The following is a 26,056-nucleotide window of genomic DNA, read 5'->3' on the forward strand; positions in this document are numbered from 1 at the left end:
AATTAAATTATAGCAAGGAAGAAGCCATTTAACATGAAGGAGGTCAACAGATGGTAAAAACAAAGCACGTCCTGACATACGGAGATGCATTTGTGGATTATATCGCAGCGGATACTGATAATTCTTCGTTCAACCGCCATTTGGGTGGAGCGACAGTGAACGTGGCTGCAGGCATCAGCCGGTTAGGCCTGTCCTCGAGGTTTATCACCATAACAGGGGATGATGAGACATCGGCTTTTGTACGCAACGAACTATTGAAAGAAGGCGTGGATTTATCGCACGCTATTCAGGTGCCTGAAAAGCGGGTAAGCGGTGTTTATATCCACCTGACACCTGAATTTGACCGTGTGTTTGCAGATTATGTCAATGAAACGCCCGATCTTCAAGTTGGAGGACACGAACTGGAGAAAAAGGCTTTTGAAAAGGCCAGCATTTTTCATTTTTGTTCGGGAACCCTATTCCATCCCGAAGCGAGGGAGACGACCCGGAAAGCTCTGGAACTGTCAAAAGAACATGGTGTCCTATGTTCATATGATGTCAATATTCGTCCATTGCGCTGGGAAAGTGAAGAGCTTTGCCGTGAAACAGTTCTCGAATTTCTGCCATCAGCAGATATCGTCAAACTGACGACAGCAGAATTGGATTTCTTAATGGAAACTGAGTCTATGGAGGAAGGGCTTGAACGGTTGTCCGGTTTTGCTATTCCTTTGGTTTTTGTAACGGATGGTGAAAATGGGACGCATGCTGTTTTCCAGAATAAAGTTCATCATGTGCCGGTTGTTCCGGTACAGCCAGTGGACACTACGGGAGCAGGAGATGCTTTTATGGCAGGTGTCATCCGCCACGTCCATTTGCAAGGCTTGCCTGGTACGGAGCAGGAGGTCATTGCCTGTGCTGATTTCGGCAACAAATTGGGAGCGCTTTGTGCGACAAAGGCCGGTGCGTTGACGGCGATGCCGCGCATTGAAGAAATAGCAAAAATCACTAATCAAGGGAGTGGAGCGTTATGACATTGCATAGCTTTCATTTAAAAGCAGATTGGCCAGGTCTCCGCAATGATGTGGGAGACATTGAAGTCGGGGGGCTAAAAACCCAAATATCCATTCCGCCTGAAATGGATGGACCGGGAATTGGTACAAATCCAGATGAAATGCTGTTGGGCGCTGCCGCCACTTGTTACATTATTACACTTGCCGCAATGATGGAACGCAGCAAATTGGAAAAGCAGTCTCTGACGATGGAATCGGAAGGGATTGTTGAGGTGGAGAAAGGCGTCATCACGTACAAACGCATCATCCATAAACCACTTGTGGTCCTAAAAGCCGATGCTTCCGAAAAAGATTTGGCTTTGGCACAGAAACTGGCCGAAAAAGCTGAAAGCTCCTGCATGATTACACGGGCCATCAAAGGCAATGTAGAAATTGAATTGCAGGCTCAGATTACAACAGGCAACTGAATTTCGAGAAATCCTTCATCCTTTATAGATGAAGGATTTTGTTTTGGCTGCCTTTTGCTCCCATGTTTATAAGAATATATACCGGGTAGGGTACTTAGAGAGTGATACTAAAAAGGAGGAATAGGATTATGTTCAATTACACAGTGGATACATCAAAGACAGTCAATGAGGCGGTTGAAGCTTTAGAAGAGAATTTAAAAGCAGAGAAATTCGGGATTCTCTGGAACTTTGATTTAACTGCCAAGCTCCAGGAAAAAGGAGAAGATTTTGATACCCCCTACACTATTCTGGAGGTCTGCAACCCGAAAGAAGCGAACCGTGTGTTATCCGAAAACTTGATGATCGGCTATTTCCTGCCATGCAAAATCGTTGTCTATAAAGAAAGCGATGGAGTGAAAATCGGAATGCCGAAGCCTACTGCCCTAATCAGCATGGTGGAAGACGAGAACATCAAATCGATTGCTGAAGATATTGAAGAGCGATTGATCAAGTGCATCGATCAATCTGCATAACTTGCTGCGCGGTCTGCGGACAGTTGATTTAACCATGTTTCTTAAATCGATTTTATTGCGAGCTAATAGGTTGACTTAATACCCTTAGGGGTATAATATAGGGGTTAGTTAAACATCCTTATATTATTTATGGGAGGCATAGTTAAGATGAAATACGACAAACTTGTTGAGAATCGATTGAAAAGAATAGAAGGCCAACTTCGCGGTGTCATCAAAATGGTTGAAAATGATGGAGAATGCAGAGACGTAGTCATGCAACTGTCCGCGGTAAGAAGCGCAGTTGATCGCGCCATTGGTGTTATTGTCAGCGATAACCTGGAGACATGTGTACGCGAAAGCATCGAAAAAGGCGAAAGCACTGAAGGCATGGTAAAAGAAGCTGTCGACTTGCTAGTGAAAAGCAGATAAAGAAATTCTTGTTTGACTTTCAGAAAGACATGATTTAATATACCCTATAGGGTATGAAAGAAGTGCGGCGCCACTATAAAACGTCATTTTTTTTCGAAATAAAATATACCCCCACGGGTAATTAAGAATGGAGGCAATAAAATGGCACAAGAACAAAAGAAGACGACAATCGTATTATTCAGCGGGGATTACGATAAGGCAATGGCAGCTTACATTATCGCCAACGGTGCTGCTGCATACGATCACGAAGTGACAATCTTCCATACATTTTGGGGATTGAATGCATTACGGAAAGAAAATCCGCCAGCGTTGAAAAAAGGGCGTCTGGAAACGATGTTTGCGAAAATGATGCCAAGAGGTGCAGATAAACTTGGTTTATCGAATATGCAGTTCGGCGGAATGGGACCTAAAATGATCAAGCAAGTCATGAAAAAGCACAATGCACTGACCTTGCCTCAATTAATTGAAATGGCAGAAGAACAGGACGTAAAAATGATCGCTTGTACGATGACGATGGACCTTCTTGGTTTGCAGAAAGAAGAACTATTGGATGGAGTCGAGTATGCAGGAGTCGCTGCTTATCTTGGAGATGCCGAAGACGGCAACGTCAACCTATTCATCTAATCGCATTTACAGCAGAAGGGAAAGGTGCAGCATGGAATGGATACTATGGGTTCTAATTGGAGCGGCAGCTCTTTGGATAGCTTACCGATTTACTTCACCGGCTAAAGGAATTCAGTCGATATCTACAGAAGAAATGAAAACGCAGCTTGGCAAGAAAGATAAGCAGTATATCGATGTTCGGACACCGGGAGAGTTCAAAGGGAACCACATTAAGGGTTTTAAGAACATCCCATTAAATGAGTTGCCAAAACGGATGAATGAACTGTCAAAAGAAAAAGAAGTACTGGTCATTTGCCAAAGCGGTATGCGCAGCAGCAAAGCCAGCCAATTATTGAAGAAGAACGGATTCACCACCATCACAAATATTAGAGGCGGTATGAGCAGCTACCGCGCATAAAGGAGAAATTATAATGAAAACAATGACAACTCAGCAAGTTCGGGAATTAGTGGAAAGCAAACAAACAATCAATTTGATTGATGTTCGGGAAACCAATGAAGTTGCAGCCGGGAAGATTCCAGGCGCTATCAATATTCCTTTGGGCTTACTGGAATTTCGGATGAATGAGCTCGATAAATCGAAAGAATACATCATGGTTTGCCGTTCAGGCGGACGCAGCGGACAAGCCACCAGCTTTCTTGAAAATCAAGGGTATAAGGTGACGAACATGGATGGTGGAATGCTGGATTGGAATGGCGAAACCAACTAAAGAACTGCCGAAAACAGATGAATTTTATAGGGGGAACTTAAATGGTACAGACTGACGTAACATTAGATGCAAAAGGGCTTGCATGCCCAATGCCGATTGTGAAAACAAAAAAGATGATGAAGACGATGGATTCAGGAAAAGTATTGGAAATCCTTGCAACAGATAAAGGTTCAACAGCTGATCTGCAAGCATGGGCAAAGAGTTCAGGCCATCAATATATCGGCACTGAAACCGAAGGGGACGTCTTACATCATTTCCTTCGCAAGGATGGAGCAGGAGCTCCGGAAGAAACCATCACTATTCCAGAAATTTCACTGGCTGATTTCACTCAAAAGGTGGAAGCTGATGAACACATGACAATTTTGGATGTCCGTGAAAAAGATGAATTTGAAGAAGCCCATATTCCGGGAGCAATCCATATCCCTCTAGGCGAAGTCGAAGCACGAATGGATGAATTAGCCAAAGAAGATGCAATTTATATCATTTGCCATTCAGGCAGAAGAAGCGGCATTGCAGGAGATATGATGGCCAAAAATGGTTTTGGCACTTTATACAATGTAGTACCTGGTATGAGCAACTGGACAGGGAAGACAGAGTAAAAAAATTTAGAAAAATATATACCCCTGGAGGTAATTCTAATATGACTGTAAAAGCGATGAAAGCAAGTGAAGTAGCAAAGAAAGTAGTGAACAATCAGCCATTGTTCATTCTGGATGTACGAAATGGAGATGCCTTTGCTGATTGGAAAATCGAAGGCGGGAATATCCAGTATATAAATACACCTTATTTCGATTTATTGGACGGCGTCGAAGAAGTGGTTTCAGAATTGCCGACAGATAGAGATATCCTGGTAGTCTGTGCAAAAGAAGGCTCTTCCGTCATGGTGGCAGAAATGCTGTCAGAGGAAGGCGTTGACGTGGCCTATCTTGAAGGCGGCATGAAAGCTTGGAGTGAGCACCTGGAACCAGTGAAAGTCGGTGAATTGCAAGGCGGCGGCGAATTGTATCAATTTGTTCGTCTTGGCAAGGGATGCCTGTCGTACATGGCCATCTCTGAAGGGGAAGCCGCTGTTATTGATGCAACCCGCATGGCAAATATCTTCTTGGACTTCGCGCAGGAAAAAGGCGCAACGATCAAACATGTATTCGATACACATTTGCATGCGGATCATATTTCCGGTGGCCGTGCAATTGCAGCAGCAACAGGGGCAAGCTATTATTTGCCGCCTAAAGATGCAGAAGAAGTAGTGTTCGACTACACAGCTTTGGAGAATGGCTTGGAAGTGGCAATCGGAAGCTCGAAAATTGAAATTGAAGCGTTGTATTCACCGGGGCACACGATTGGATCTACATCATTCATCGTAGACCAACAATATTTGATGACAGGTGATATTTTATTCATCGACTCTATCGGCAGACCGGACCTTGCCGGCTTGGCTGACGACTGGGTTGGAGATTTAAGGGAATCATTATACACACGTTATCAGAAATTGGCGGATGAGCTCATTGTATTGCCTGCTCATTTCATGATCATCGAAGAATTGAACGAAGATGGCAGTGTCGCTAAAAAACTGGGCGATCTGTTCAAGGAAAACCACGGCTTGAATATCGCAGATGAGCAAGAATTTCGAGATATGGTTACCTTGAACTTGCCGCCGCAACCAAATGCTTATCAGGACATCCGCAAAACGAATATGGGAAAGATTACTCCTGACGAAGAAGTACAGCGTGAAATGGAAATCGGGCCAAACCGTTGTGCAGTTCGTTAAGCAACGATTTATGGCAATCGATATTCCGCAAAACAGCTGGCTTGCCTGGTGGCCTGTGTTGCTTTGCTTCATATTCAAGTGGCAGCTAAGCACCGAATCTTATAGAAAAAGAAACTTAACATTAAATAAAACCCAAAAGGAGAGATTTTGATGAACGCAGATAAAGTATTAGACGCAAAAGGGCTGGCATGCCCGATGCCGATCGTAAAAACAAGAAAAGAAATGAAGGAAATGGAAAGTGGGCAGGTTCTTGAAATCCTGGCAACCGACAAAGGCGCAAAGGCGGATCTGGTTGCATGGGCAAAATCAGGTGGACATGAGCTGCTGGATTCGCAGGAAAATGGCGATGTCTTTACATTCTGGATCAAGAAAGGCTAAGAGCCGGATTAAAGGGCATCGCCATGATGTCCTTTTCCCTTTTAGAGAGGTGAAAAGAAATGAGTCTGGACTTTATGATTGTCATTTTTCTCATTGGTTTTGTAGGTTCCTTCATCTCCGGAATGGTAGGAATCGGCGGTTCGATCATCAAGTATCCGATGCTGCTCTATATACCGGTGATGCTGGGCTTTACTGCATTCAGCGCACACGAAGTTTCGGGCATCAGTGCCATCCAAGTCTTTTTCGCGACCATTGCGGGGGTTTGGGCCTACCGTGGCAGCGGTTATTTAAATAAAACCTTAATCGCTTATATGGGGGGCGCCATTTTAGTGGGCAGTTTCATCGGCGGCTATGGTTCGACTTTGCTGTCTGAGCAGGCCATCAATATTGTCTATGCAGGATTGGCCACCATTGCAGTCGTGATGATGTTCATGCCGAAAAAAGGCGTCGATGACATCCCGCTTGACCAAGTGTCTTTCAATAAATGGCTGGCAGCAGGATTGGCGTTTATCGTCGGTATTGCCGCTGGAATTGTGGGGGCGGCTGGGGCCTTCATCCTTGTGCCTATCATGCTTGTTGTCTTAAAAATTCCAACTCGAATGACAATTGCGACGTCGCTTGCGATTACGTTTTTGTCATCCATTGGTTCGACAGTCGGCAAAATCGTTACGGATCAGATCCTTTATGGACCGGCAGCTGTCATGATTGTTGCAAGCATACTCGCAGCACCCCTTGGAGCGAAGCTGGGACAAAAAATGAACACCAAGTATCTACAGTGGATTTTGGCCTTGCTGATTTTAGGCACAGCCATTAAAATTTGGACAGATATCCTGTAATGCAAAAGAGAGGGCGCCCTTTAAAGGCGTCCTCTCTTTTTCGATCAGTCGATGCTTTTGGAACTTATTTTCTCGATTCGGTCCGATGGATAGGTATAATTGCCGGTCCGTTCGATTTGAGCCACTTCATACATAGCGAGCGCGACGTCCCTTGCTTCGACAGGTTTGTATTTCTTCATTTTCCCTTTCAACAATTTGCTGATGGCGGGGCTTAAGACAGTTGCGGCTTTTTCGCCTAAGCGGAATTCCTGGCGATCGCCGAGCAATAAAGAAGGCTGGAAAATATGAAGAGCAGTCAAACCGATTTTCTTCAAACGCACTTGAAGTTGTCCCTTGGTGCGGCTGTAGAAGACTTTTGACTCCGCATCCGCTCCTAAAGCCGTAATGATCAGAAAGTTCTTCACCTGCTGTGACTTTGCCAATTCAGCCATCTTCAATGGATACTCATAATCGACTTTTTTGAATGCATCCTGTGAACCTGCTTTTTTAATGGTGGTGCCAAGGCAGCAATAGACATCATCCACATCAAAGTGATGGGCATAGTCGTCCAGGCTATCAAAATCTGTGGCCACTTGTTCTAATTTTTCATGGGTTATGTCCAGTGGACGGCGAACCAGAATTTTCACTTCTTTGTAATGAGGGCTGTCTAAAAGGATATGGAGCAATTCGTTACCGACCAGTCCGCTTGCACCTGCCAGTAAAGCAGTTTTGTTAGTCATAGTGAACGACTCCTTTTTCAATGTGTTCTTTCTGTTAGAACCTACTATACCCCAATTTGCATGGAATTGTCTTTTTGCTTTTATTCTTTGGCTGAAGCAGTACAATAAGAATAAGACCGAAGGGGAGGAAGAAGTGCATGAAACCAGTGATAGTCGCTGAAAAACCAAGCCAGGCCAAAGCCTATGCCGAAGCGTTCAAGAGCGTGAAACGCGATGGCTATATTGAAGTCGCTCCCGATGCGATTTTTCCGGAAGGCGCCTATATCACTTGGGGAATCGGACACCTTGTGGAACTGAAAGAACCGAAGGCCTATGATCCGAAATGGGCCAGATGGTCGCTGGCTGCGTTGCCGATTTTGCCGGATACCTACCAGTTTCAAGTGGCAAGAGGCAAAGCCCAGCAATTTGGCATCATCAAAAAATTAATTTTTCAAACCGATACGGTCATCAACGCTTGTGATGTTGACCGGGAAGGATCCAATATATTCTATAGCATCTACTACCAGACGGGTGCAAAAAATAAAAAGATTAAACGATTGTGGATCAACTCGCTGGAAGCTGATGAAGTACGGAAAGGTTTCCAGGAATTGCGCGATAACCAGCAGGACCTGCTATTGTACCAGGAAGCCAAAGCGCGTCAGATCAGTGATTGGCTGGTGGGGATGAACGGATCCCGCCTGTATTCCTTATTGCTTCAGGAAAAAGGAATACGTGAAGTATTTGCGATTGGGCGTGTCCAGACGCCGACTGTATTTCTGATCTATCAGCGGGAAAAAGAAATTGAAGCATTTGTGCCGGAGCCTTTCTATGAAATTGAAGGTGTATTCGATGCCGAAAAAGGCCGCTACAAAGGCAAGGCGAAGTTGCGGGCCAAAGAACGGAAAGAAGCGGAAGAGCTTTTGGCTAAACATACGATTGCTGCAAAAGAAGAAGGCGTTGTCACACAGGTGAAAACCACGGAAAAGCGTACACCGCCGCCACAGCTCCATTCTTTATCAACGTTGCAGGCAGCAGCCAACCGGAAGTGGAAATACAGTCCGGCGAAGGTATTGTCTGTCATGCAGGGCCTATACGAAAAAAAACTTGTCAGTTACCCAAGAACCGATACCCAGCATATTACGCCGGGCGAGTTCAGCTATTTGGCAGGGCAAGTTGAAAAGTATCAGAAGCTGATTGATATGCCTTTTCCGATCGCCTCCAAAGCACCGAAAAAGCGTTTTGTGGACAGCTCCAAAGTCCAGGAGCATTATGCCATCATTCCAACGAAAACCATACCGACAGCCAGAAAACTGGAAGGATTGGCGAAAGACGAACGCAATCTGTATGAAGAAGTTCTGCGGACGACGTTAGCGATGTTCCATAAAGATTACCGCTATGCTGAAACAAAAGTGACAACGGATGTTAAAGGGCTGGCATTTTTCACAACCGGCAAAACCGAACTCGAAAAAGGGTGGAAAGAGCTTTTCCCTCCTGCCAAAGAAGCAAAGGCAGAACCGTCTTTGCCCGAACTGAGGGAACAGGAACGGGTGAAAAGCAAAGTTGATATAAAAGAAGGCATGACAATGCCGCCAAAGCCTTATACAGAAGGCCAATTGATTGCCATGATGAAAACTTGCGGAAAATTTGTAGAGGATGTCGAAGATACGGAGATCCTTAAAGAAATTGAAGGGTTGGGAACGGAAGCGACAAGAAGCGGAATCATTGAAACGATCAAGCGGCATGAATATATTTCGGTCTCTAAAAATATCGTTTCAATTACGGAAAAAGGTCGAATCCTATGCCAGTCTATTGAAGGAAATTTATTGTCCAGTCCGTCGATGACTGCGAAATGGGAGACGTATTTAAAGAAAATCGGCAGAGGCGAAGGGTCAGCTGAAGTTTTTCTGGCCACCATCGGCAAATTTATCCAGAAACTGCTTGATGAAGTGCCAGGGCAAATGCAGAAAAACGGGTTGCCGGCACAGCTGGCGATGCCGAACGCCAAAGACGAAATTGCCCCTTGCCCAAGATGCAAAACAGGCATGATCGTCTCGAGAAGAGGCTCTTACAACTGCACGGAACACGCCAATGGATGCAAGCAATCGTTTCCAGCAATTTTCCTGAAGAAACGATTGACCGCTAAACAGATTGAATATCTATGCACGAAAGGCAAGACGCCGGTCATTAAAGGTTTTGTTTCAAAAAATGGCAAAAAGTTCAACGCCAAGCTGGTGTTGGAAGACGGTAAATTGAAAATGGAGTTTTAAGCAGGCAAGCGGATTTGCGAAAGGGCCAAAAGCCTGATTGGTTGCAATGGTTCTAGTCTTTCTTTGATAATGAAAGTGAAGATAAAGCACAATGTCCAGAGGAAAGGGAGTTTCGCATGAAGTATAATTTTGATGAAATCGTCAACAGAAGAGGCACTTATTCCATGAAGTGGGATGGAGGAGAGCTGATCAAACAATTCGGGCTTACAGAAAGATATGACGAAGACACCATTCCGTTGTTCACCGCTGATATGGATTTGCCGGTTCCCCAGCCATTGGTGGAGGCATTGCATAAAACAGTAGATCATCGAATCTACGGTTACTCTGTCTTTCCGGATGAATACTTTGAGGCCATCCAATCCTGGCTGAAGAAACGGCATGGCTGGAAAGTCGAAAAAGAACAAATCGTCTATAGTCCGGGAACTGTGCACGCGTTGAATATTGCGGTTAAGGCATTTACAAATGTGGAAGACGGCATCATCATCCAACGTCCTGTTTATCCTCCGTTCACTTCAGTGATTGAAGGAAACGGCCGGAAAGTAGTCAATAACGCATTGAAACAAGAAGCTGATGGCTATTATTCCATCGATTTCGAGGATTTTGAAGCCAAAGCAAAGGATGACCATACGACAATGTTCATTCTCTGCAATCCACATAATCCTACGGGCAGACTGTTTAATGAAGAAGAGTTGAAAAAAATGGCGGCCATCTGCCATGAAAACAATGTATTGATTGTAGCGGATGAAATCCACGGAGACTTGCTGCGCCGTGGCAAGGAATTTATTCCGATGGCAAAAATAGCTGACCATACGGACCATATCATCACCTGTACCGCCATCAATAAAACATTCAATGTAGCGGGACTGCACTGCACCAACGTCATTATTTCCGATGAAGAGCTGCGGACTAAATTCGCTACTGAAATGGGTATGCAATTGGCGTCTCCATTCGCCATCTCCGCTTTGATTGCGGTTTACAACGAAGGTGAAGATTGGCTTGAGCAGTTGAAAGACTATGTCGATGGGACAATGGCATATATCAAGGAGTTTTTAGCTGAAAAGATGCCTGAAGTGAAAGTGGCCATTCCGGAAGGCACGTACATCATGTGGCTGGATTTCAGCGGCTATGGCATTTCAGCGAAAGAAATTCACGACCGCATCTACAATAAAGCCAATGTTTTATTGGAAGACGGCAGTATGTTTGGTGAAGAAGGGGAATTCTATCAACGAATCTGTACGCCTTCCCCTCGGCCGCTCATTCAAGAAGCATTGGAAAGAATCGCTAAAGAATTCGAAGACCTATCCGGAAAAGGCAACAAATAAAACGGATTTCTGAATTTACACTCAATTGAATATGCTGATAACTTTACCTTGGATAAGAAGCCTAGTATAATAAAAACACTTGGAAAACAAATAGTGTTTCCGACTTTGCACACAATTTCTCTGCCCATTCTATTGCTTACTTACACATTTGGTAATTTCATACGATGGTTAAATATTTCAGACAATAGAGCTGACATAAAAGCCGAAAAGAATCCTTTGAAAAAGGGGGTTCTTTTCGGTTTTTTCTATTTCTGAAAAAGAAAGGAATGAATGGTATGTATTATTTCATTGACCATAAGAAAAAGAAAATTCACCAACGGCAATTTGCCGGCGATCGTTGTGGTTTCGTAGAAACACCTGTGGAAAAAAGAGAATTTACGGATGAGGTCGAATATATTGAGCAGCTGGAAGAAAAAAACTCTTATGAATTTTGCCCCTATTGCCAATCAGCTCAAACCATCAGCAGCTAGAAATAATTTTTAGAGAGCCAAAGTTGCTGTGCCAGCTGATCAGGCTCCTTATAAAAAAAGACTATAGACAGCTCGAACTCTTCGAGTTTGTCTCTAGTCAGCAAAGCCGGCTGGACAGCTGGCTTTTTTTATTTAGGCGTTTCCAGCAACAGCACAATATACCCTTTATCCGTTATGAAATTCCAGTCAAGGAATACCTCCATAATGGGTTGCCCTAAGATGGCTTCAATCTGGGTCTGCAAAATCAATCGGCGTTCCAACGGCCGCTTAACCAATTTCAATTCTTCAATAAAGCCGCCTTTGATCAGCTCTTTTTCGATTTCCACAAAAATTCCCGAGCGCTCAATTAATAATGTTCGGTTATTCAACCAATACAGTTCAGTGGACTCCGGTGTTTTTTGTGCTTTACGGCTGGCTTCCATGACTTCCTCACGAATATTCTCCACTTGAATGTCCGAATCCCATTCAAAATCAGCTGCAGGCGTCTTATCAGGCATAATCGCCAAAATCATGCCTGTTTGATCATCTAAATTCCAGTCTGCATAGACATCTTCAATATCGATTTTGCCGATCTTCCATAATTCCAATTTGATATCGGAGACCAGTTGATTCATCAGAAGGTCACGTGTTTCCAACACTCTTCGGTGCTCTTGCTGCTTCATTAGGATTTTTTCAGTGGGAGCCAAAAATCCACGAAGATGTATGGTAATAAAAGGAGGCTTGACTGTTACGAAGACCGATGTTGGGCCTTTTCCGAAATGGTCACGCAGTAAAGTGGAAATATAACTGCCGACTTCAGTGTGGATTGTTTTTTCATTGGGCATAATCTGCTCTCCTTTTATTCGTAAGTAGGCCGAGTTGGCCACTGGCGGCTAATTGGCTTCATTATACGGGATTCATCAGATTTATTAAAGAAATCGGATAGCAATAGCGGAATTACGCTGAATTTGATTGTGTGACAAGCTGATATAAAGAGTGTAGATTTTTTGGTCTTATTGGCTCATGATTTTGGTTTTCTTATTGCGGTGATTGTTTTAGGCCTACAGAATAAGGGTATTATTTGGAAAAAGCTGAAATCTATGCTTATGAGTTCTCAAAAAGCCGATTTAATCAGAAAGGAGGATTCCATGCCTTCAACTACAGTCAAAACCACTGACTACACAAAGGAAAAAAACCGGAGAGTCCATGCCAAAAGAAACGTTTGGTCAGGCTTCCTGTTTGGAGTCGGGTTGGTGGCTTTCATTGATGAAACGGTCTTTCATCAATTACTGCATTGGCATCATTTTTACGATAAGTCTACAAGCGATGCAGGATTGGTATCAGATGGTTTTTTTCACGCCTTCAGCTGGTTTGCGACCGTAGCTTCCTTATTTCTCCTTGCTGATCTTCAGCGCCGCAAAGCCTGGTGGCCCAAGCGCTGGCTGGGAGGAATGCTGATCGGCGCAGGAGCTTTTCAGCTTTATGACGGCCTTGTCCAACATAAACTTTTGGAGCTCCATCAAATTCGCTATGGAGTAGAGCTGCTGCCCTATGATCTTATATGGAATATAACAGCAGCTGTGATACTGGCTTTGGGGATATTCCTGCTATATAAAACGCCCAATACACCAGTAAAGTCGAATGGAAACAGAGAATAGAGTCGAGACAATGAATCTAGGATCTGGAGAAGTATATTTTCATCCTTCATACTTGCCTTTTAAAGGGACGAATAGCACTTCATTCAGCAAAGTCGTATGGATTTTGCCCTGGTCATCCTTTTCAATCAACCGTAATTCCTGGCTGAAAGAACTTCCGACCGGAATGACCATTTTTCCGCCAGTCTCTAATTGTTCGAGAAGCTCTGTTGGCACTTCTGCGGCAGCGGCTGTCACCATGATCCGGTCATATGGAGCGGACTCTTTCCACCCTTCACTGCCATCCCCTAATTTAAAATGAACATTTTTGAAATTCAATTGAGCTAACCGTTCTTTTGCACGAGCATGCAGTTCTTCGATTCGTTCGATGGTATAGACGGATTCTGAGAAGGCAGCAAGCAAAGCAGTCTGAAAACCTGAACCTGTGCCCAGTTCCAATACTTTTTGTTCTGGCTGAAGGTCAAGAGCCAGAGTCATTTCGAGAACCAGGGAAGGCTGTGAAATCGTTTGTTCAAATCCGATAGGCAGGGCTTGGTCAAATACGGCCAGGTCTTTATTGGAGTCCATGAAAAAACTGCGGTCCATTTGCTTAAAGTAAGAAATGATTTCCTTTCTTTGGCTTTTCATCATGCATCCCCGCTTTCTTTTGCTTTTGTTCTCTTATTTGAGTGCCTATGCCATGCATTTCCGAGTGGGGCTTGTTACATTAATTTTAAAGGAAGTAACCGGAGACTGTATAGTATTTGCTCTGCGCTTTCTTTCGCAGCAGCAAAAAATAAGAAAGGTGGAAGCTCAGCCGATGGATATTGAAACAATCGAGAAAGGTCTTTATCAAAATGGGGGACAGCTGGAGCTGGCCACTTTTGGAATGGGTTGTTTCTGGGGGCCGGAAGCACGATTCGGCAGCCTGCCCGGAGTTATGCGCACTCGTGTCGGTTTTGCCGGCGGCCAGACAGCAGCGCCTACATATCGAAAAATGGGGGACCATACGGAAACCATCCAGATTGAATTTGATCCCTCCATCATCAGTTATACAGAGGTGCTTAAAGAATTTTGGCAGAACCATTATACAAATCGCGATAATTATAAAGGAAGACAGTATATTTCATTGCTTCATTACCATACAGAACAGCAGCACGAACTTATTGCCAAGGTCAAAAAAGAAATGGAAACTCAATTGGGAGAGGAGATTGAAACGGAAATTTCACCTTTCATCGATTTCACCATAGCAGAAGGCCGCCATCAAAAATATTACTTGAAGCGCTATCCCAAGGCATTGGAGCAATTGTCAGAGCTGTATCCGCATCAAGAGCTGCTGGCAGATTCAACTTTTGCAGCACGGCTGAATGGCTTTGTGAAAGGCTACGGAACAAAAAAAGGGATAATCGATGAGCTGGAACAATGGAGCATCGGAAAAGCAGAAAAGCTGTTTTTAATCGATCTCTTTTCAAAGATGAAGTGGTAAAGCGAAAAGGGAGTTTCTGCTCCAGCTCTGTCTGACAAGTCAGGAGGGATACAATGGACTTGCTGCCGACAGATTATGTGGAGATTGTGACCCGTTTGCTGGCTGCGGCTTTTTTCAGTGGGCTGATCGGTATCGAAAGGGAAGCGAAAAACCAGCCAGCGGGACTCCGGACGCATCTACTGGTAGGGATAGGTTCGTGTCTGATGATGATTTTATCGATAACCGGCTTTGATTCCTTTATCAACAGCGACAATAGTTCAATCCGGTATGATCCTGCACGTATTCCTTCCTATGTCATCAGTGGCATCGGTTTTTTAGGAGCGGGTACCATCATTGTCCATCGGGGATCTGTCAGAGGCCTGACGACTGCTGCATCTGTCTGGGTAGCGGCAGGCATTGGGTTGACCATTGGAGCAGGAATGTACTATTCGGCAGTACTGGCTACGATTATCGTCCTGCTGACTTTGTATGTGCTGTATCATATCGAAAATAAGTTTTTTAAAAATCGGTTGCAAAAAAATATTTCGGTAACAGCTGCAGACCGGGAAAACCTGTTTTCAGAGCTGGTTGCTGTTTTTGAAGAATCGGAAATGGATATCCATGAATTCCAGATTGAAAATGCAGTATCCTATGGCGGTGAAAGCTTTTCTACCTATAATTTCACAGTCAGCGAGAGTAAAATCAGCAATGAAATCAATTTAGTCAAGAAATTGCAGGAAATTGATGGAGTAACGAAGATCATGATGTAAAATAAAAGGAAAAGGCCGAACGACTACCAGCTTCGGTTTTTTCGTGTTTTCAATAAACACTGACAGCAGCAAAAAGTTTCAACGCGGGAAGTTATTTTTATAAATACGATGGCGAGGAGAAAAACATGGATCAAACAACAATGCTTCTGGCTTTATTGCCAATATTTCTCATTCAAATTGGCTTAATGATTTTCGCTATAGTAGATCTAATCAAAAATCCAAATCCAAACGGGCCAAAATGGATGTGGGGCATCATCATTGTCGTCGTTAATATTATTGGCCCCATTCTTTATTTTGTTGTCGGGAGGAGAAATTATTGAGCTTAGTCGAAGTCAACAACCTAACGAAGCAGTATGGACAGGAACTGGCAGTTGAAAATCTTACTTTCAGATTGGAAAAAGGAACAGCGACAGCTTTAATAGGGCCGAATGGTGCAGGAAAAACGACAACTCTGTCCATGTTGGCTGATTTATTGTCTCCTTCGAGCGGTGAAATCAGTTTGGCTGATGGCTTGACAGTCGGCTTCCTGCCGCAGTATCCGCAATTTTTCCCTTGGCTGACCGCACTGGAATTCACTGAGATGGCTGCCAAATTAAGTGGAGTCGGCGCAAAGAAAGCAAAGCTGCAGGCAATCCGTACATTGGAATTTGTCGGGCTTGAGGGAGCCTTGTACAAAAAAACTGGTGCTTTTTCTGGCGGGATGAAACAGCGATTGGGTCTTGCGCAAGCTATTGTCCATCAGCCTAAACTTCTTTTGCTGGATGAACCGATTTCAGCACTTGATCCCACCGGTCGCCGGGAAATCATGGATTTACTGAAATCGCTGCAGCAAGACACAACAATTTTATATTCCACCCACATTTTAAACGATGCAGAAGAAATGACAGATCAGCTGCTATTTATGAAGGATGGGCACTTGATCGAACATGGATCTTTGGAAGAAGTCAAAAGCAGGCATGCCAATCCCCGTATCCGCATCCGATTCCATAAACCTGCCGAAGCGGTGAAGTTTGCTGAGGAACATTCATGGAAAATGCAAGTGTTAACAGATTCTGTTTATCTCTCTGTCGATAAAGAAGGCTCCAGCATGCAGCAAGTGCTCCATACCTTATCTTCAGAAAAGCAGGACATCTTAGGAGTGGAATTTCAAACAGCTTCTTTGGAAGAAATCTTTTTGAAGGTGGTTGCTGGCCAATGAAGCAATTTAGTATTCTATTGCAAAAAGAATGGCGAGAAAATATACGGAATTATAAAATCTTCTGGATTCCTTGTGTTTTTATTCTATTGGGAATCACTGAACCTGTTGTAAACTACTTTATGCCTCAGATTTTAGAGGCATCCGGTGGTTTGCCGGAAGGGGCGGTGTTTGAATTTCCAACACCATCACCTGAACAGATTTTAATGGCGGTCATGGGGCAATTTCAAACAATCGGTATAGTTGTGCTGATTTTGGCTTACATGGGAACAATCGCTGGAGAGCGGAAAAGCGGAACAGCCACTTTGCTGTATGTGCGTCCGCTGTCTTTCCTTTCCTACTTTTTAAGTAAATGGACAATGGCGGCCGCGATTTCTCTAATCAGTTTGTGGATTGGGTTTTTGGCAGGGTATTACTATACGTCATTGTTTTTTGAAACACTTGAATTTAGGGGTCTTCTGCAAATGATGGGATCCTATAGTGTTTGGATTGTACTGATTCTTACACTTACACTGGCTGCCAGCGCCATTTTACCAAATGGTGGACTTGCAGCGGCTGCGGCATTCGGCGTATATGTGCTCGTGCAGTCAGCTGATGGTTTGTTTGGAACGAATTGGGCGTTTTCTCCAGTTAAGCTGCCCGAATATGCAGCAGCCTGGCTAACTGGAAGTCCAAATCTTGGTGATTTCGGCGGGGCGATTGGGCTTGCTGCCCTGGCCATTTTAGGGTTGATGGGATTAGGCAGTTGGGCAGCCCGGAAAAACAAAGCGAAAACCAAAATCTAATCAAGTGCAGATGAACGAACACGGGAATCTTTAAGTTTCCAATGCTTCATTTCTTTCAGGCCTGTTAAAAGTGAAAGCGTGGATAGGTATTGCTTCATATCGAACTGAACGCTTTAAACGTCTTTACATATTGCTTTTCACCGAAAAGAAACAGCACTAAATCACTTGGCGTTCTATGCGGCGTCGCGCGCGCAAGTGGACGCCGTGAGTAAAAAAGTGCGACAATGGGGAGCGCGCATCTTTTATGGAGAAACCCTCTTTATGCAGGAGGCCTTTATTACTAAGCGGTTTTTACAAAAGATCCTCATTGCTTGAAAATTAAAGTTTCTACACTTAGAGAAACCGCATAGTGTAGGCAAGTTTAAAGCGCTGTATATCAGGGTCGCCGGTAGGTGAACCATAAAGAAAGAAAAGATTAGTGGGCTTTACAGACACAATCGACTTAAACAGAATCGAATAGAGGTTAAGTTTTATGAAGAAACTCGCAGTATTCATACTGCTCGTACTATTAGTATGGGGCGGAATTTGGGGCAGCAACAACTGGGTGCAAACCACAGAATATACAGTAGCGTCTGAAGAACTGCCGCAAGCCTTTGATGGGGCAAGAATTGTACAGGTCTCGGATCTGCACAATGCTACATTTGGCAGAAACCAATCTTCATTGATTGAAAAGGTGGAAGCAGCCAGTCCGGATGCCATCTTTTTGACTGGAGATCTTGTTGACAGCAACCGCTATGATTTGGATTCCAGTTTGGTCCTGGTAGACGCCCTTGTAGAAATGAGCGAAGTCTATTACGTTACCGGAAACCATGAAGTGGCATCCAATAAAGTTGAAGAAATCTTGGGAGCTCTGCGGGAACGTGGTGTGACAGTCTTGGAAAATGATTCGGTTGAGTGGGCGAAAGAAGGGGAGTCGGTTCAAATTGCAGGAATCGATGATCCATTGATGGAGCCGGATATCCATGAAGGAGAAGCTACACAGCAAAGCCTTGCAAATGCTCAGATGACAGAAGATTTCACGCTTCTGCTGGCACACCGGCCGGAGTACTTTCCGATTTATGCCGATTACGGCGTGGATGTAGTCTTTTCTGGACATGCCCATGGCGGCCAGGTCCGTATACCGGGAATTGGCGGCTTGATTGCACCTGGGCAAGGCTGGTTTCCAAAAGTGACTGAAGGCATCTTCGAAGTGAACCAATCGCAAATGGTTGTAAGCCGGGGACTTGGCAATAGCACCTTTCCTGTGCGGATTTTCAACTTGCCGGAAATTGTCGTGGTGACGCTGGAAAAAGGCTAAAGTCGGAATAGGGTATTTGGCGCGCTAGTTATCCAGCCATTTTTCCGCAGCTGAATTTAAATAGTGGACGAATTAAAAGTGAATGTAAATAAGGAGGCAGCTTCATGTGATTAAGAAAAGAGAAGTTACATTGCACCGCTATTCCTCAGGAGTATCGATTGATTACGATTTGCCGTCGGATCAATTGGAATTTACCCGTTTGCCCAAGGAAATTGTTGAAAAAGATGCAAAAGACCGATCGAAACATTTCATCATCATAAAAGCGCGCGGCGAAGATGCCGGTTTCTTTGAACTGGATGAATCAGAGGACAGAAAAAAGTATTCAGATAATCCAAAGGCCTTATTGCTGAGAGGATTTTCGGTGAACCCCAAATTTCAAGGAAGAGGCATCGCAACTGGCTCCATTTATGCGCTTCCTGAATTTATGAAAACGGAATTTCCGGATTTTGATGAAGTGGTGTTGGGCGTCAATGCCCGCAATTTTCCAGCTCAACGCCTTTACCAGAAAGCCGGATTCAAAGATACAGGAAGACGGATTATGCGCACTAAAGGCGAACAGTATGTAATGTCCCTATACTTGGATGAAAAGGAGTGAGAGCAGAAATGCTCCCACTCCTTTTATTTTGTACCTGAACATTCAAAATATAGGTGTTTATGCAAGCTGCACCCCGGGTTGAATAGAGATGAACAGGAAGGACAGGTTGAAGCGCAGGCTAAATAGTCTTTGACCGACAGTTCGTGTCCGCACGTTCCGCATAGTACCGCCTTTTCATCGAACTGGTCTTTGGGCCAAACTTCATGCTTGCCGCAGCCTTCCGCTTGGTGGCATTCAAAGCAGGGAAAGTATTCCTGGCAGCAAAAAAACTTAATGGCGATCCGGTCGATTGGAGAATGGTAATGTGCACAACGTGTTTCAGCATCGACTTTAATGCCCTTAACGATTTGATGATGAGCCATATTCAAAACATCCTTTCTGCAGTATGAGTTTGGCCTGATAAGGCTTCATAAAACGGTACATCGTCTACTGACCGTAAAGTCCGATTGGAAGGGTATCGGTTACATAGGCGTTGCCGCAGGACGCAGCGTTTTTAGCCTATGCTCTGCTTTTCTTTAGCGGGGGATGAAGAACTCCATGCTGATTGAAGTTTTTCTTTATATAACTCAGTTTCTTTCTATGCTACTATGAAAGGGACGAAACTACGAATCTAATTCTTCGGGGCAAGGTGAAATTCCTTACCGGCGGTGAGCAGGGAACTGCAAGTCCGTGACCCGGTTAAGCGAATGCAGGCATAGGCCACTATGTTTAAAGCGCTTAAGCGGTGGAGCTGGTGAAATTCCGGCACCGACAGTTACAGTCTGGATGGGAGAAGAATTCAGAGATCGGTTTCGTTATGTGCCTCTTCTTTTCAATCGTTTGAAATTGAAAGGAGGAATTTGTATGACCAAAATACCTGAACAGGGACCCGTCTCTGGAAATGCAACACACCGATCTTTAATGCTGCTCTTTTCCTCCGCGGAAACCGGGCTTTTTAAAGGTACCCAAAATTGTCGGGAAACCGGCCAGCTTGTTAAAGAAGCAAGGCACATGCAAACAACCTTCAGCGCCATCCTTTCCTCACCACCCATACGCCCCATGGTGGAAAGCACCCAACTACTTGTACGAAAACGAATTAAATCTGCTCCGGCGACCGGAATGGAGGAGTGTGCCTAAATGTTTACAGGTATAGTCGAAGAAGTCGGCCGCGTTGCGCAAGTCCGCGCAAAACCGCAGGCTATGGAACTGACGATTTCCTGTGTGCTGATTTTGGAGGACATGAAGCGTGGAGACAGTATTTCCATAAACGGAGTGTGTTTGACTGTTTCTTCCTTCGATGCTCAAACGTTCACAGTCGATGTCATTCCAGAAACGGTCAAGTCTTCAACAATGAAGGAATTAAAAACAGGAGCGCGCGTAAATCTCGAGCGTGCCATGCCAGCCACCGGCCGCTTTGGCGGCCATTTCGTCAGCGGCCATATCGATGGCGTCGGCGTGATCCGTTCAGTGAAGAAAGAAGCCAATGCTGTCACCAAAACAATTGAACTCGATCCTCAGCTGATGAAATACATGATGCTGAAGGGTTCGATAGCAGTTGATGGGACTTCATTGACGATTTTTAAACTTGGCCACAATACGGTTGCCATTTCCCTCATCCCGACCACACGGGAGGATTCGTTATTAGGCGAAAAAGGGATTGGCGATAAGGTCAATATTGAGTGTGATCTCTTGGCGAAGTATACCGAACGAGTTCAAACCGCAGAACCGAAAATCAGCAGAAGCTGGCTTGCGGAAAATGGATTTTAAAGGGAGATGCTGAAATGATGTTCTACACTGTAGAAAAAGCCGTCGAAGATTTAAAGGCTGGAAAAGCAGTTATTGTAATCGATGATGAAGACAGAGAAAACGAAGGCGATTTTATCGCATTGGCAGAGTTTGCTTCACCTGAGATTGTCAATTTGATGGCGACGGAAGGGCGAGGATTAATTTGTGTCCCGATTGCCGGTTCCATCGCACAGCGATTGGAGTTTGGCTTGATGACTGATCAAAATACAGATGAATTCGGCACCGCCTTCACCATCAGCATTGACCATAGAGATACAACCACGGGTATCAGCGCTTTTGAGCGTTCCCACACCATCACCAGCCTGATCAAGCAAGAAGCGAAGGCTGCAGACTTTAAACGTCCGGGCCATATTTTTCCATTGATTGCGAAAGATGGCGGCGTGCTTGAACGGGCAGGCCATACGGAAGCGGCTGTCGATTTGGCGAAGCTTGCGGGATCTGCTCCGGCAGGGGTCATCTGCGAAATCATGAACCCAGACGGCACGATGGCCCGTGTGGATGATTTGGAGAAAGTGGCAGAGCGGCTCAACCTTGGGGTGTTGACAATCAAGGATTTGGTTGTGTATCAGCAGAAAAACCAGCATACATCAGCGTATTAATTCAATAGAGGAGATGGAAAAATGACTGTTCATTTTGAAGGATATTTAAACGGTGAAGGGTTGCGGATCGGCATCGTGGTCGGACGCTTTAATGAATTTATCACCAGCAAACTATTGAGTGGAGCAGAAGACGCATTAAAACGCCATGGCGTTGGAGAAGATGACGTCTCGATCGCCTGGGTACCGGGAGCTTTTGAAATTCCCCTGGTGGCCAAAAAGATGGCGATGAGCGGGAACTATGACGCCGTCATTACTCTTGGCACAGTCATCAGAGGTGCGACGCCTCATTTCGACTATGTCTGCAGTGAAGTGGCAAAAGGCGTTTCACGGGCCAGCGACCAAGCCAATATCCCGGTCATTTTCGGGGTTTTGACCACGGATTCCATTGAACAGGCCATTGAACGTGCTGGCACAAAAGCCGGCAACAAAGGCTGGGAATCTGCCGCAGGCGCCATTGAAATGGCCAATCTTATGAAAAAATTATAATCTACTGGCACCTGGGCTTTTGTCCGGGTGTTTTTTTGATTAAAAGATGAAGTTTAGGGGAAAGGGATGTATAACGACCTTAGGACTGGAGGATCAGTAGGATGATGTATATAGAAATAGCTTCAAAACTATTTTTTGGCTTAATTGCATTATTGCTGATTACTCGTATCTTGGGGAAAAAAGAAATGTCTCAGTTAACTCCCTTTGACTTTATTTATTCCATTGTGCTAGGCGGGATTTTGGAGGAAAGCATATATGATGATAAAGTAAACCCTTTGCATGTCTGGTTTGCGGTTGCTGTATGGGGAATCATGCTGTATATTATCGAAAAAACGACTCAAAAGAATGATAAAATAAGGAAACTTTTAAAAGGCGAGACCTCCATTTTAATTCAAGACGGCGAATTCAATATAGACGAATTAAATAAGAATCACCTGGAGATGGAACAGCTTCGCGTGATGCTTCGCCAACAAGGTGTTTTTTCATTGAGCGAAGTTTGTGATCTGTTTTTAGAATCAGGTGGAACAATTAGTTTAAAAAAATATGCCAAGTATAAAGAGGTAACGCCTGACATGCTGAATCTGCAGGCAAAAAATGAATCGATAAACTTTTTGTTTGTGGACGAGGGTAAAATAAATGAAGGGATTTTAGAATATGTTGGGAAATCAAAACAATGGCTGTATGACTCCCTTGCCGAGGAAGGTTATCCAAACCTCAAGGAAGTGTTGTATGCGGAATGGTCAGAAACAAATGGATTCTACATTAAGGGATACGATAAAAGTAAAGAGAACATCAAAAAAGTGAACTAGGGTGGAGAGTATGAAAAAAACAATTTACTTGATCAGGCATTGCCAAGCAACTGGCCAGGCACCGGATGCAGAGTTAACGGAAACAGGCAGGCAGCAAGCGCATATATTGGCGGATTTTTTGGGAAATCAGAGAGTGGCCCATCTTGTCGCCAGTCCATTTACCCGGGCCATCCAATCCATTGAACCGGTGGCGGATCGATTAGGTTTGCCGATTGAAGTGGATGACCGATTGGCTGAACGCGTGTTGAGCACGCAGGACTTGCCGGACTGGATGGAAAAACTGGAGGAATCGTTCGGTGATGAAGAGCTGAAGCTTGCGGGAGGCGAATCGGGAAAAGAAGCGGCTGACCGCGCAATGGAAGTGATGAGTGAAATGAAAGATGGGACGGCAGCGGTGACACATGGAAACTTATTAGGTCTGCTCTTGAAAAAAATCGATTCAGGCTATGGGTTTTCAGAATGGCAAAAGCTGACGAATCCGGATGTCTATAAAGTGGAAGTGGAAAATGGCCATTCCTCAGTGGCGCGGATATGGAAATGACAATTTAAAAAGGCCAACAGCTGAGGAGGCTGTTGGCTGTTTAGCGGAATGTCATTCCAGCGTATTTCCTTCATTTGGAATGGGATTATTCTTGAGCAGTCCAGCTAAATGATAGGTATTATAAGCAAGCCGCTGAATTGCGGATTTGGTGAATTCATTGTTGCGCCCGGCATCCATATAAGAATCGCCGGGTCCTGCTTCACCGACCCAATAAGCATCAACATTCGGCGGGATAACAAAACCGATATGGGAAAGCCCGTATAGAATGGAAGCCGCTGAATGTTTTGCTCCATCTTCGTTGCCGGTTACAACCACGCCGCCAACTTTATTGTAGAAAACGGCTTGCCCTTTGTCGTTGGTGACGCTGCTGCTTCCATAAAGGCGTTCAATGGCTTGCGTCGCCAAGGAACTTTTTTCGCCTAGCCAAATGGGGGTGCCGATAATGACAATATCTGCAGCCAATACTTTCTCAAGGATTTGGGGCCATTCATCACCGTCGCCCATGTCTTCCTGGACGCCATAGGCGATGGAGTAATCAGCCAAACGCAAGGTTTCAGATTCTACTCCCAATTGATTATAATGGTATTGAACATCCTTGATAAACCCTTCTGTATGAGAAGGTTCTTTGGAATTTTTCAACGAAGTGTTAAGGAAAAGTGCTTTTAAGGGTTGCATTTTATCGCTCCTTTTATATTTTCGTTTCTGTTTAGTCCTTGTTTTCCCTTTTACCAGGAATATATGCAACAATCGATTCGAGCAATCGTCTGAAGAAAAGAGGTGTTTCAAATGAAAAAAAATGATGCCCTGCCCTATATACTGATTTTCCTCTTGTTGCTAATTAAAGTGAGTGCTTTTCGTGTGCTTATTTTTGATACAAAATCGATTTTGCATATTGTTTTGATTGAATTTCCAATGTGGGCCCTTCTGTTATCTGCTGTTTTGCTGCTGGCAAAAAAACGGATATGGTTGGCTGTTTTTATTTTTAATCTGCTGACTTCCGTCATTTTCTTTACTGTCACGTTGTATATACGCTATTATTCCACCATCCCTTCTTACTACGATTTACAGCAGCTGACGCAGTCGAGTTCTGTCAGCAATACCATTTCGATGCTTGCAAATCCTTGGGATTTCCTGTTCTTTCTAGATGTTATTTTGCTGGTGTTCATTGCCCGCCGCTTCGAAAAACCGGTGAAAATTGTTGCCATGAAATATACGGCAGTCACTATGGCCGCGATTTGTGCGATTACCATTGTGTATGCGCTGCAACAACCGATCATTGATGTTTCTTATTTTGCGAAAGAAAATGGATTTTTGCAGTCTCAGCTGGCTCAATTGTATAATCGTTCCACAGAAACCGCACATGCCTCTTCCAGCAAGCTGTCAGCTAAAGAATTGGAAGAGTTGAAAGGCAATAAGTATGTGGAAGTCAGTAAACACGACAATTTTGGAATCGCGGAAGGGCGGCATTTATTCGTCATCCAAGTAGAATCACTGCAGAATTTCGTGATTGGCCGAACCTTGCACGGCCAGGAAATCACACCAAACCTCAATAAGCTGTTGAGTGAAAGTGCCTACTTCTCCAATGTCTTCCAACAGGTGGGCGCGGGGACAACTTCTGATGCAGAATGGATGGCCAATACCGGACTGTATCCGCAAGGCATGATTCCGACGGCCAACAGCCTCACCGGAAAAGAAGTGCCTTCCCTGGCCCGTACATTAAAAGACGAAGGTTATGGATCTGCCACCTACCATGCGGACGATGTGACATTTTGGAACCGGGATGTGCTTTATCCGGTTCTTGGTTACGAAGAGGTCTTCTCGATCGATGACCTCCCAAATATCAAAACTGTCGGCTTCGGTCCGGCAGATGAAGTGCTGTTTGATTTTGTAGCAGGAGAGCTGCCGCGCCAGCTCGACACTTACGAGCGTATTTATGCCAACATCGTTACAGTCACCAGCCATACTCCATTTGAAATGCCGGGTGCTATGGAGTATCTTAACCTCCCAGCAGAATACGAAGGCATGTACATTGGGAACTATCTGCAATCCATCCGCTATGCAGACGAACAAATCGGCTTATTTATACAGGAACTGAAGGACCGGGGAATTTATGATGAATCCTTAATTGCCATTTTTGGAGACCACTCCGGTATGCACGGCACTTTAGTGACGGAAGAAGACCGGCAGCTATTAAGCAACTTCTTGGGGCATACGTATTCTTTAAAAGATCAATTTACCATTCCGCTGATTTTTACAGGTGGAAATCTGTTTGAAGAAGCTGAAATGACACGTCTCGGCGGCCAGGCCGACATTATGCCGACATTATTGGCGCTGCTTGGGGTTGAGCACGACGAGCCGATGATGGGGCACAATCTGTTCCATTACAAAAAAAATCTGCTGGGCATGCGCTATTATATGCCTGGAGGGTCCTACATCCAGTCGGAACAATTCTATAAAGCGCCTGGAGCCAAACTGCCTGAAGTGCTGTACGATTTAAAGAGCATGGAAAAGCGCAGTAAAAACAGCGAAGCTAAAAAACATATCCGGGATACGGAAAGCTTGATGAACTATGCGGATACGTTATTAAAAGACTATATCGAGGAATAATTCCATCCGGTATAGGGAAGTCGTTATAATAGACAGTAAGTATGAAATGAGGGGGAAACCGGT

At 44.5% G+C, this 26,056-nt stretch carries 33 protein-coding genes, 1 pseudogene and 1 riboswitch; of the genes and pseudogenes, 29 read left to right on the forward strand and 5 right to left on the reverse strand.

From position 1 onward, the window contains the following. The first annotated feature begins 50 nt into the window (after positions 1-50). The 11 genes from QMA04_RS02560 to QMA04_RS02610 all read left to right on the forward strand — a co-directional run bounded on the left by QMA04_RS02560 (position 51) and on the right by QMA04_RS02610 (position 6,689). Entirely contained in the window at positions 51-1,010 is a 960-nt protein-coding gene (locus tag QMA04_RS02560; RefSeq protein WP_290183864.1) for a carbohydrate kinase family protein, read from the forward strand. Further along, positions 1,007-1,456 carry an OsmC family protein gene (locus tag QMA04_RS02565; RefSeq protein WP_290183865.1) on the forward strand — a complete coding sequence of 150 codons (450 nt, stop codon included), beginning with the start codon at positions 1,007-1,009 and terminating at the stop codon, positions 1,454-1,456. Before QMA04_RS02560 ends, QMA04_RS02565 begins: the two co-directional genes overlap by 4 nt. A 128-nt stretch (positions 1,457-1,584) precedes the next feature. Further along, positions 1,585-1,968, forward strand: a complete 384-nt coding sequence (locus QMA04_RS02570) for a DUF302 domain-containing protein (protein WP_203338850.1) — start codon at positions 1,585-1,587, stop codon at positions 1,966-1,968. Positions 1,969-2,115: 147 nt separating this feature from the next. Continuing rightward, on the forward strand, positions 2,116-2,376 hold the full coding sequence (locus tag QMA04_RS02575; protein ID WP_191714934.1) for a metal-sensitive transcriptional regulator: 261 nt from the start codon (positions 2,116-2,118) through the stop codon (positions 2,374-2,376). Positions 2,377-2,517: 141 nt separating this feature from the next. Next, the gene (locus tag QMA04_RS02580) at positions 2,518-3,000 is read left to right on the forward strand and encodes a DsrE/DsrF/DrsH-like family protein (protein ID WP_191714935.1); all 483 of its coding nucleotides are present in this window, start codon (positions 2,518-2,520) and stop codon (positions 2,998-3,000) included. A 31-nt stretch (positions 3,001-3,031) separates the two neighbouring features. Then, a complete protein-coding gene (locus QMA04_RS02585) occupies positions 3,032-3,397 on the forward strand; it encodes a rhodanese-like domain-containing protein (RefSeq protein WP_203338851.1) in 366 nt (121 codons plus the stop codon). 13 nt (positions 3,398-3,410) lie between these two features. Beyond that, positions 3,411-3,707 (forward strand): rhodanese-like domain-containing protein, encoded by a 297-nt coding sequence (locus QMA04_RS02590; RefSeq protein ID WP_191714936.1) that lies wholly within the window; start codon positions 3,411-3,413, stop codon positions 3,705-3,707. Between the two features lie 41 nt (positions 3,708-3,748). After that, positions 3,749-4,306: a sulfurtransferase TusA family protein gene (locus QMA04_RS02595; RefSeq protein WP_191714937.1), complete on the forward strand. Its 558-nt coding sequence runs from the start codon at positions 3,749-3,751 to the stop codon at positions 4,304-4,306. Between the two features lie 41 nt (positions 4,307-4,347). Continuing rightward, positions 4,348-5,475 (forward strand): MBL fold metallo-hydrolase, encoded by a 1,128-nt coding sequence (locus QMA04_RS02600; protein WP_290183866.1) that lies wholly within the window; start codon positions 4,348-4,350, stop codon positions 5,473-5,475. Positions 5,476-5,625: 150 nt separating this feature from the next. Continuing rightward, the gene (locus QMA04_RS02605) at positions 5,626-5,853 is read left to right on the forward strand and encodes a sulfurtransferase TusA family protein (protein ID WP_203338855.1); all 228 of its coding nucleotides are present in this window, start codon (positions 5,626-5,628) and stop codon (positions 5,851-5,853) included. Positions 5,854-5,912: 59 nt separating this feature from the next. Beyond that, a complete protein-coding gene (locus QMA04_RS02610) occupies positions 5,913-6,689 on the forward strand; it encodes a sulfite exporter TauE/SafE family protein (RefSeq protein WP_191714940.1) in 777 nt (258 codons plus the stop codon). Positions 6,690-6,733: 44 nt separating this feature from the next. Here QMA04_RS02610 and QMA04_RS02615 read toward each other — a convergent pair whose 3' ends face one another. Beyond that, complete coding sequence (locus QMA04_RS02615) at positions 6,734-7,408, reverse strand: NAD(P)H-binding protein (protein WP_191714941.1); 675 nt, start codon at positions 7,406-7,408, stop codon at positions 6,734-6,736. Between the two features lie 137 nt (positions 7,409-7,545). On the opposite strand from QMA04_RS02615, the gene QMA04_RS02620 reads away from it, so the two are divergent. From QMA04_RS02620 to QMA04_RS02630, 3 genes are all read left to right on the forward strand, one after another. After that, on the forward strand, positions 7,546-9,654 hold the full coding sequence (locus tag QMA04_RS02620) for a type IA DNA topoisomerase (protein WP_290183867.1): 2,109 nt from the start codon (positions 7,546-7,548) through the stop codon (positions 9,652-9,654). A 116-nt stretch (positions 9,655-9,770) separates the two neighbouring features. Further along, the gene (locus tag QMA04_RS02625) at positions 9,771-10,976 is read left to right on the forward strand and encodes a MalY/PatB family protein (RefSeq protein ID WP_191714943.1); all 1,206 of its coding nucleotides are present in this window, start codon (positions 9,771-9,773) and stop codon (positions 10,974-10,976) included. A 275-nt stretch (positions 10,977-11,251) separates the two neighbouring features. Then, positions 11,252-11,446, forward strand: a complete 195-nt coding sequence (locus tag QMA04_RS02630; RefSeq protein ID WP_290183868.1) for a hypothetical protein — start codon at positions 11,252-11,254, stop codon at positions 11,444-11,446. 128 nt (positions 11,447-11,574) lie between these two features. On the opposite strand, the gene QMA04_RS02635 is transcribed toward QMA04_RS02630, so the two are convergent. After that, positions 11,575-12,270: a Na-translocating system protein MpsC family protein gene (locus tag QMA04_RS02635; RefSeq protein ID WP_290183869.1), complete on the reverse strand. Its 696-nt coding sequence runs from the start codon at positions 12,268-12,270 to the stop codon at positions 11,575-11,577. A gap of 303 nt (positions 12,271-12,573) precedes the next feature. Between QMA04_RS02635 and QMA04_RS02640 the strand changes: the two genes are divergently transcribed. Beyond that, on the forward strand, positions 12,574-13,083 hold the full coding sequence (locus tag QMA04_RS02640; protein ID WP_290183870.1) for a DUF2243 domain-containing protein: 510 nt from the start codon (positions 12,574-12,576) through the stop codon (positions 13,081-13,083). 39 nt (positions 13,084-13,122) lie between these two features. Here QMA04_RS02640 and QMA04_RS02645 read toward each other — a convergent pair whose 3' ends face one another. Then, on the reverse strand, positions 13,123-13,710 hold the full coding sequence (locus QMA04_RS02645) for a protein-L-isoaspartate(D-aspartate) O-methyltransferase (protein ID WP_356780900.1): 588 nt from the start codon (positions 13,708-13,710) through the stop codon (positions 13,123-13,125). Between the two features lie 169 nt (positions 13,711-13,879). On the opposite strand from QMA04_RS02645, the gene msrA reads away from it, so the two are divergent. The 7 genes from msrA to QMA04_RS02680 all read left to right on the forward strand — a co-directional run bounded on the left by msrA (position 13,880) and on the right by QMA04_RS02680 (position 19,166). After that, complete coding sequence (msrA, locus tag QMA04_RS02650) at positions 13,880-14,545, forward strand: peptide-methionine (S)-S-oxide reductase MsrA (protein ID WP_290183871.1); 666 nt, start codon at positions 13,880-13,882, stop codon at positions 14,543-14,545. A gap of 53 nt (positions 14,546-14,598) precedes the next feature. Continuing rightward, a complete protein-coding gene (locus tag QMA04_RS02655; RefSeq protein WP_290183872.1) occupies positions 14,599-15,294 on the forward strand; it encodes an MgtC/SapB family protein in 696 nt (231 codons plus the stop codon). Between the two features lie 125 nt (positions 15,295-15,419). After that, positions 15,420-15,614 carry a PLDc N-terminal domain-containing protein gene (locus QMA04_RS02660; protein ID WP_290183873.1) on the forward strand — a complete coding sequence of 65 codons (195 nt, stop codon included), beginning with the start codon at positions 15,420-15,422 and terminating at the stop codon, positions 15,612-15,614. Then, positions 15,611-16,492, forward strand: coding sequence for an ABC transporter ATP-binding protein (locus QMA04_RS02665; protein WP_191714951.1), 882 nt, complete (start codon positions 15,611-15,613; stop codon positions 16,490-16,492). The genes QMA04_RS02660 and QMA04_RS02665 overlap by 4 nt, the downstream gene beginning before the upstream one ends. Continuing rightward, the gene (locus QMA04_RS02670; RefSeq protein ID WP_290183874.1) at positions 16,489-17,274 is read left to right on the forward strand and encodes an ABC transporter permease; all 786 of its coding nucleotides are present in this window, start codon (positions 16,489-16,491) and stop codon (positions 17,272-17,274) included. Before QMA04_RS02665 ends, QMA04_RS02670 begins: the two co-directional genes overlap by 4 nt. Before the next feature lie 472 nt (positions 17,275-17,746). Beyond that, positions 17,747-18,571, forward strand: coding sequence for a metallophosphoesterase (locus QMA04_RS02675; protein WP_290183875.1), 825 nt, complete (start codon positions 17,747-17,749; stop codon positions 18,569-18,571). A gap of 106 nt (positions 18,572-18,677) precedes the next feature. Next, on the forward strand, positions 18,678-19,166 hold the full coding sequence (locus QMA04_RS02680) for a GNAT family N-acetyltransferase (RefSeq protein ID WP_290183876.1): 489 nt from the start codon (positions 18,678-18,680) through the stop codon (positions 19,164-19,166). 23 nt (positions 19,167-19,189) lie between these two features. Here QMA04_RS02680 and QMA04_RS02685 read toward each other — a convergent pair whose 3' ends face one another. Next, positions 19,190-19,528: a CHY zinc finger protein gene (locus tag QMA04_RS02685; RefSeq protein WP_290183877.1), complete on the reverse strand. Its 339-nt coding sequence runs from the start codon at positions 19,526-19,528 to the stop codon at positions 19,190-19,192. A gap of 248 nt (positions 19,529-19,776) precedes the next feature. Then, positions 19,777-19,947: riboswitch (FMN riboswitch) on the forward strand. Between the two features lie 62 nt (positions 19,948-20,009). Here QMA04_RS02685 and QMA04_RS02690 point away from each other — a divergent pair. The 6 genes and pseudogenes from QMA04_RS02690 (at position 20,010) to QMA04_RS02715 (ending at position 23,386) form a co-directional block, all read left to right on the forward strand. After that, on the forward strand, positions 20,010-20,282 hold the full coding sequence (locus QMA04_RS02690) for a hypothetical protein (RefSeq protein WP_191714956.1): 273 nt from the start codon (positions 20,010-20,012) through the stop codon (positions 20,280-20,282). Beyond that, positions 20,283-20,912 carry a riboflavin synthase gene (gene ribE, locus QMA04_RS02695; RefSeq protein ID WP_290183878.1) on the forward strand — a complete coding sequence of 210 codons (630 nt, stop codon included), beginning with the start codon at positions 20,283-20,285 and terminating at the stop codon, positions 20,910-20,912. A 17-nt stretch (positions 20,913-20,929) separates the two neighbouring features. Further along, positions 20,930-21,520, forward strand: a pseudogene (gene ribB / locus QMA04_RS02700) (3,4-dihydroxy-2-butanone-4-phosphate synthase); the annotation flags it as partial. Positions 21,521-21,571: 51 nt separating this feature from the next. Next, positions 21,572-22,036: a 6,7-dimethyl-8-ribityllumazine synthase gene (gene ribH / locus QMA04_RS02705; protein WP_191714958.1), complete on the forward strand. Its 465-nt coding sequence runs from the start codon at positions 21,572-21,574 to the stop codon at positions 22,034-22,036. Between the two features lie 101 nt (positions 22,037-22,137). After that, positions 22,138-22,845, forward strand: coding sequence for a DUF421 domain-containing protein (locus QMA04_RS02710; RefSeq protein WP_290183879.1), 708 nt, complete (start codon positions 22,138-22,140; stop codon positions 22,843-22,845). A 10-nt stretch (positions 22,846-22,855) separates the two neighbouring features. Next, complete coding sequence (locus tag QMA04_RS02715; protein WP_290183880.1) at positions 22,856-23,386, forward strand: histidine phosphatase family protein; 531 nt, start codon at positions 22,856-22,858, stop codon at positions 23,384-23,386. A 51-nt stretch (positions 23,387-23,437) separates the two neighbouring features. Here the strand turns inward: QMA04_RS02715 and QMA04_RS02720 are convergent, their stop codons facing one another. Continuing rightward, the gene (locus QMA04_RS02720) at positions 23,438-24,061 is read right to left on the reverse strand and encodes a flavodoxin family protein (protein WP_290183881.1); all 624 of its coding nucleotides are present in this window, start codon (positions 24,059-24,061) and stop codon (positions 23,438-23,440) included. A 111-nt stretch (positions 24,062-24,172) separates the two neighbouring features. On the opposite strand from QMA04_RS02720, the gene QMA04_RS02725 reads away from it, so the two are divergent. Further along, positions 24,173-25,993: an LTA synthase family protein gene (locus tag QMA04_RS02725; protein WP_290183882.1), complete on the forward strand. Its 1,821-nt coding sequence runs from the start codon at positions 24,173-24,175 to the stop codon at positions 25,991-25,993. Positions 25,994-26,056 lie beyond the last annotated feature (63 nt).

This window comes from Planococcus sp. APC 3900 (assembly GCF_030407735.1).
Lineage (GTDB): Bacteria > Bacillota > Bacilli > Bacillales_A > Planococcaceae > Planococcus > Planococcus notacanthi.

Bases quoted from the DNA above. Each gene is read 5' to 3' on its own strand.
- QMA04_RS02560 (WP_290183864.1), top strand. From the start codon at position 51: ATGGTAAAAACAAAGCACGTCCTGACATACGGAGATGCATTTGTGGAT.
- QMA04_RS02565 (WP_290183865.1), top strand. From the start codon at position 1,007: ATGACATTGCATAGCTTTCATTTAAAAGCAGATTGGCCAGGTCTCCGC.
- QMA04_RS02570 (WP_203338850.1), top strand. From the start codon at position 1,585: ATGTTCAATTACACAGTGGATACATCAAAGACAGTCAATGAGGCGGTT.
- QMA04_RS02575 (WP_191714934.1), top strand. From the start codon at position 2,116: ATGAAATACGACAAACTTGTTGAGAATCGATTGAAAAGAATAGAAGGC.
- QMA04_RS02580 (WP_191714935.1), top strand. From the start codon at position 2,518: ATGGCACAAGAACAAAAGAAGACGACAATCGTATTATTCAGCGGGGAT.
- QMA04_RS02585 (WP_203338851.1), top strand. From the start codon at position 3,032: ATGGAATGGATACTATGGGTTCTAATTGGAGCGGCAGCTCTTTGGATA.
- QMA04_RS02590 (WP_191714936.1), top strand. From the start codon at position 3,411: ATGAAAACAATGACAACTCAGCAAGTTCGGGAATTAGTGGAAAGCAAA.
- QMA04_RS02595 (WP_191714937.1), top strand. From the start codon at position 3,749: ATGGTACAGACTGACGTAACATTAGATGCAAAAGGGCTTGCATGCCCA.
- QMA04_RS02600 (WP_290183866.1), top strand. From the start codon at position 4,348: ATGACTGTAAAAGCGATGAAAGCAAGTGAAGTAGCAAAGAAAGTAGTG.
- QMA04_RS02605 (WP_203338855.1), top strand. From the start codon at position 5,626: ATGAACGCAGATAAAGTATTAGACGCAAAAGGGCTGGCATGCCCGATG.
- QMA04_RS02610 (WP_191714940.1), top strand. From the start codon at position 5,913: ATGAGTCTGGACTTTATGATTGTCATTTTTCTCATTGGTTTTGTAGGT.
- QMA04_RS02615 (WP_191714941.1), bottom strand. From the start codon at position 7,408: ATGACTAACAAAACTGCTTTACTGGCAGGTGCAAGCGGACTGGTCGGT.
- QMA04_RS02620 (WP_290183867.1), top strand. From the start codon at position 7,546: ATGAAACCAGTGATAGTCGCTGAAAAACCAAGCCAGGCCAAAGCCTAT.
- QMA04_RS02625 (WP_191714943.1), top strand. From the start codon at position 9,771: ATGAAGTATAATTTTGATGAAATCGTCAACAGAAGAGGCACTTATTCC.
- QMA04_RS02630 (WP_290183868.1), top strand. From the start codon at position 11,252: ATGTATTATTTCATTGACCATAAGAAAAAGAAAATTCACCAACGGCAA.
- QMA04_RS02635 (WP_290183869.1), bottom strand. From the start codon at position 12,270: ATGCCCAATGAAAAAACAATCCACACTGAAGTCGGCAGTTATATTTCC.
- QMA04_RS02640 (WP_290183870.1), top strand. From the start codon at position 12,574: ATGCCTTCAACTACAGTCAAAACCACTGACTACACAAAGGAAAAAAAC.
- QMA04_RS02645 (WP_356780900.1), bottom strand. From the start codon at position 13,710: ATGATGAAAAGCCAAAGAAAGGAAATCATTTCTTACTTTAAGCAAATG.
- msrA (WP_290183871.1), top strand. From the start codon at position 13,880: ATGGATATTGAAACAATCGAGAAAGGTCTTTATCAAAATGGGGGACAG.
- QMA04_RS02655 (WP_290183872.1), top strand. From the start codon at position 14,599: ATGGACTTGCTGCCGACAGATTATGTGGAGATTGTGACCCGTTTGCTG.
- QMA04_RS02660 (WP_290183873.1), top strand. From the start codon at position 15,420: ATGGATCAAACAACAATGCTTCTGGCTTTATTGCCAATATTTCTCATT.
- QMA04_RS02670 (WP_290183874.1), top strand. From the start codon at position 16,489: ATGAAGCAATTTAGTATTCTATTGCAAAAAGAATGGCGAGAAAATATA.
- QMA04_RS02675 (WP_290183875.1), top strand. From the start codon at position 17,747: ATGAAGAAACTCGCAGTATTCATACTGCTCGTACTATTAGTATGGGGC.
- QMA04_RS02685 (WP_290183877.1), bottom strand. From the start codon at position 19,528: ATGGCTCATCATCAAATCGTTAAGGGCATTAAAGTCGATGCTGAAACA.
- QMA04_RS02690 (WP_191714956.1), top strand. From the start codon at position 20,010: ATGACCAAAATACCTGAACAGGGACCCGTCTCTGGAAATGCAACACAC.
- ribE (WP_290183878.1), top strand. From the start codon at position 20,283: ATGTTTACAGGTATAGTCGAAGAAGTCGGCCGCGTTGCGCAAGTCCGC.
- ribH (WP_191714958.1), top strand. From the start codon at position 21,572: ATGACTGTTCATTTTGAAGGATATTTAAACGGTGAAGGGTTGCGGATC.
- QMA04_RS02710 (WP_290183879.1), top strand. From the start codon at position 22,138: ATGATGTATATAGAAATAGCTTCAAAACTATTTTTTGGCTTAATTGCA.
- QMA04_RS02715 (WP_290183880.1), top strand. From the start codon at position 22,856: ATGAAAAAAACAATTTACTTGATCAGGCATTGCCAAGCAACTGGCCAG.
- QMA04_RS02720 (WP_290183881.1), bottom strand. From the start codon at position 24,061: ATGCAACCCTTAAAAGCACTTTTCCTTAACACTTCGTTGAAAAATTCC.
- QMA04_RS02725 (WP_290183882.1), top strand. From the start codon at position 24,173: ATGAAAAAAAATGATGCCCTGCCCTATATACTGATTTTCCTCTTGTTG.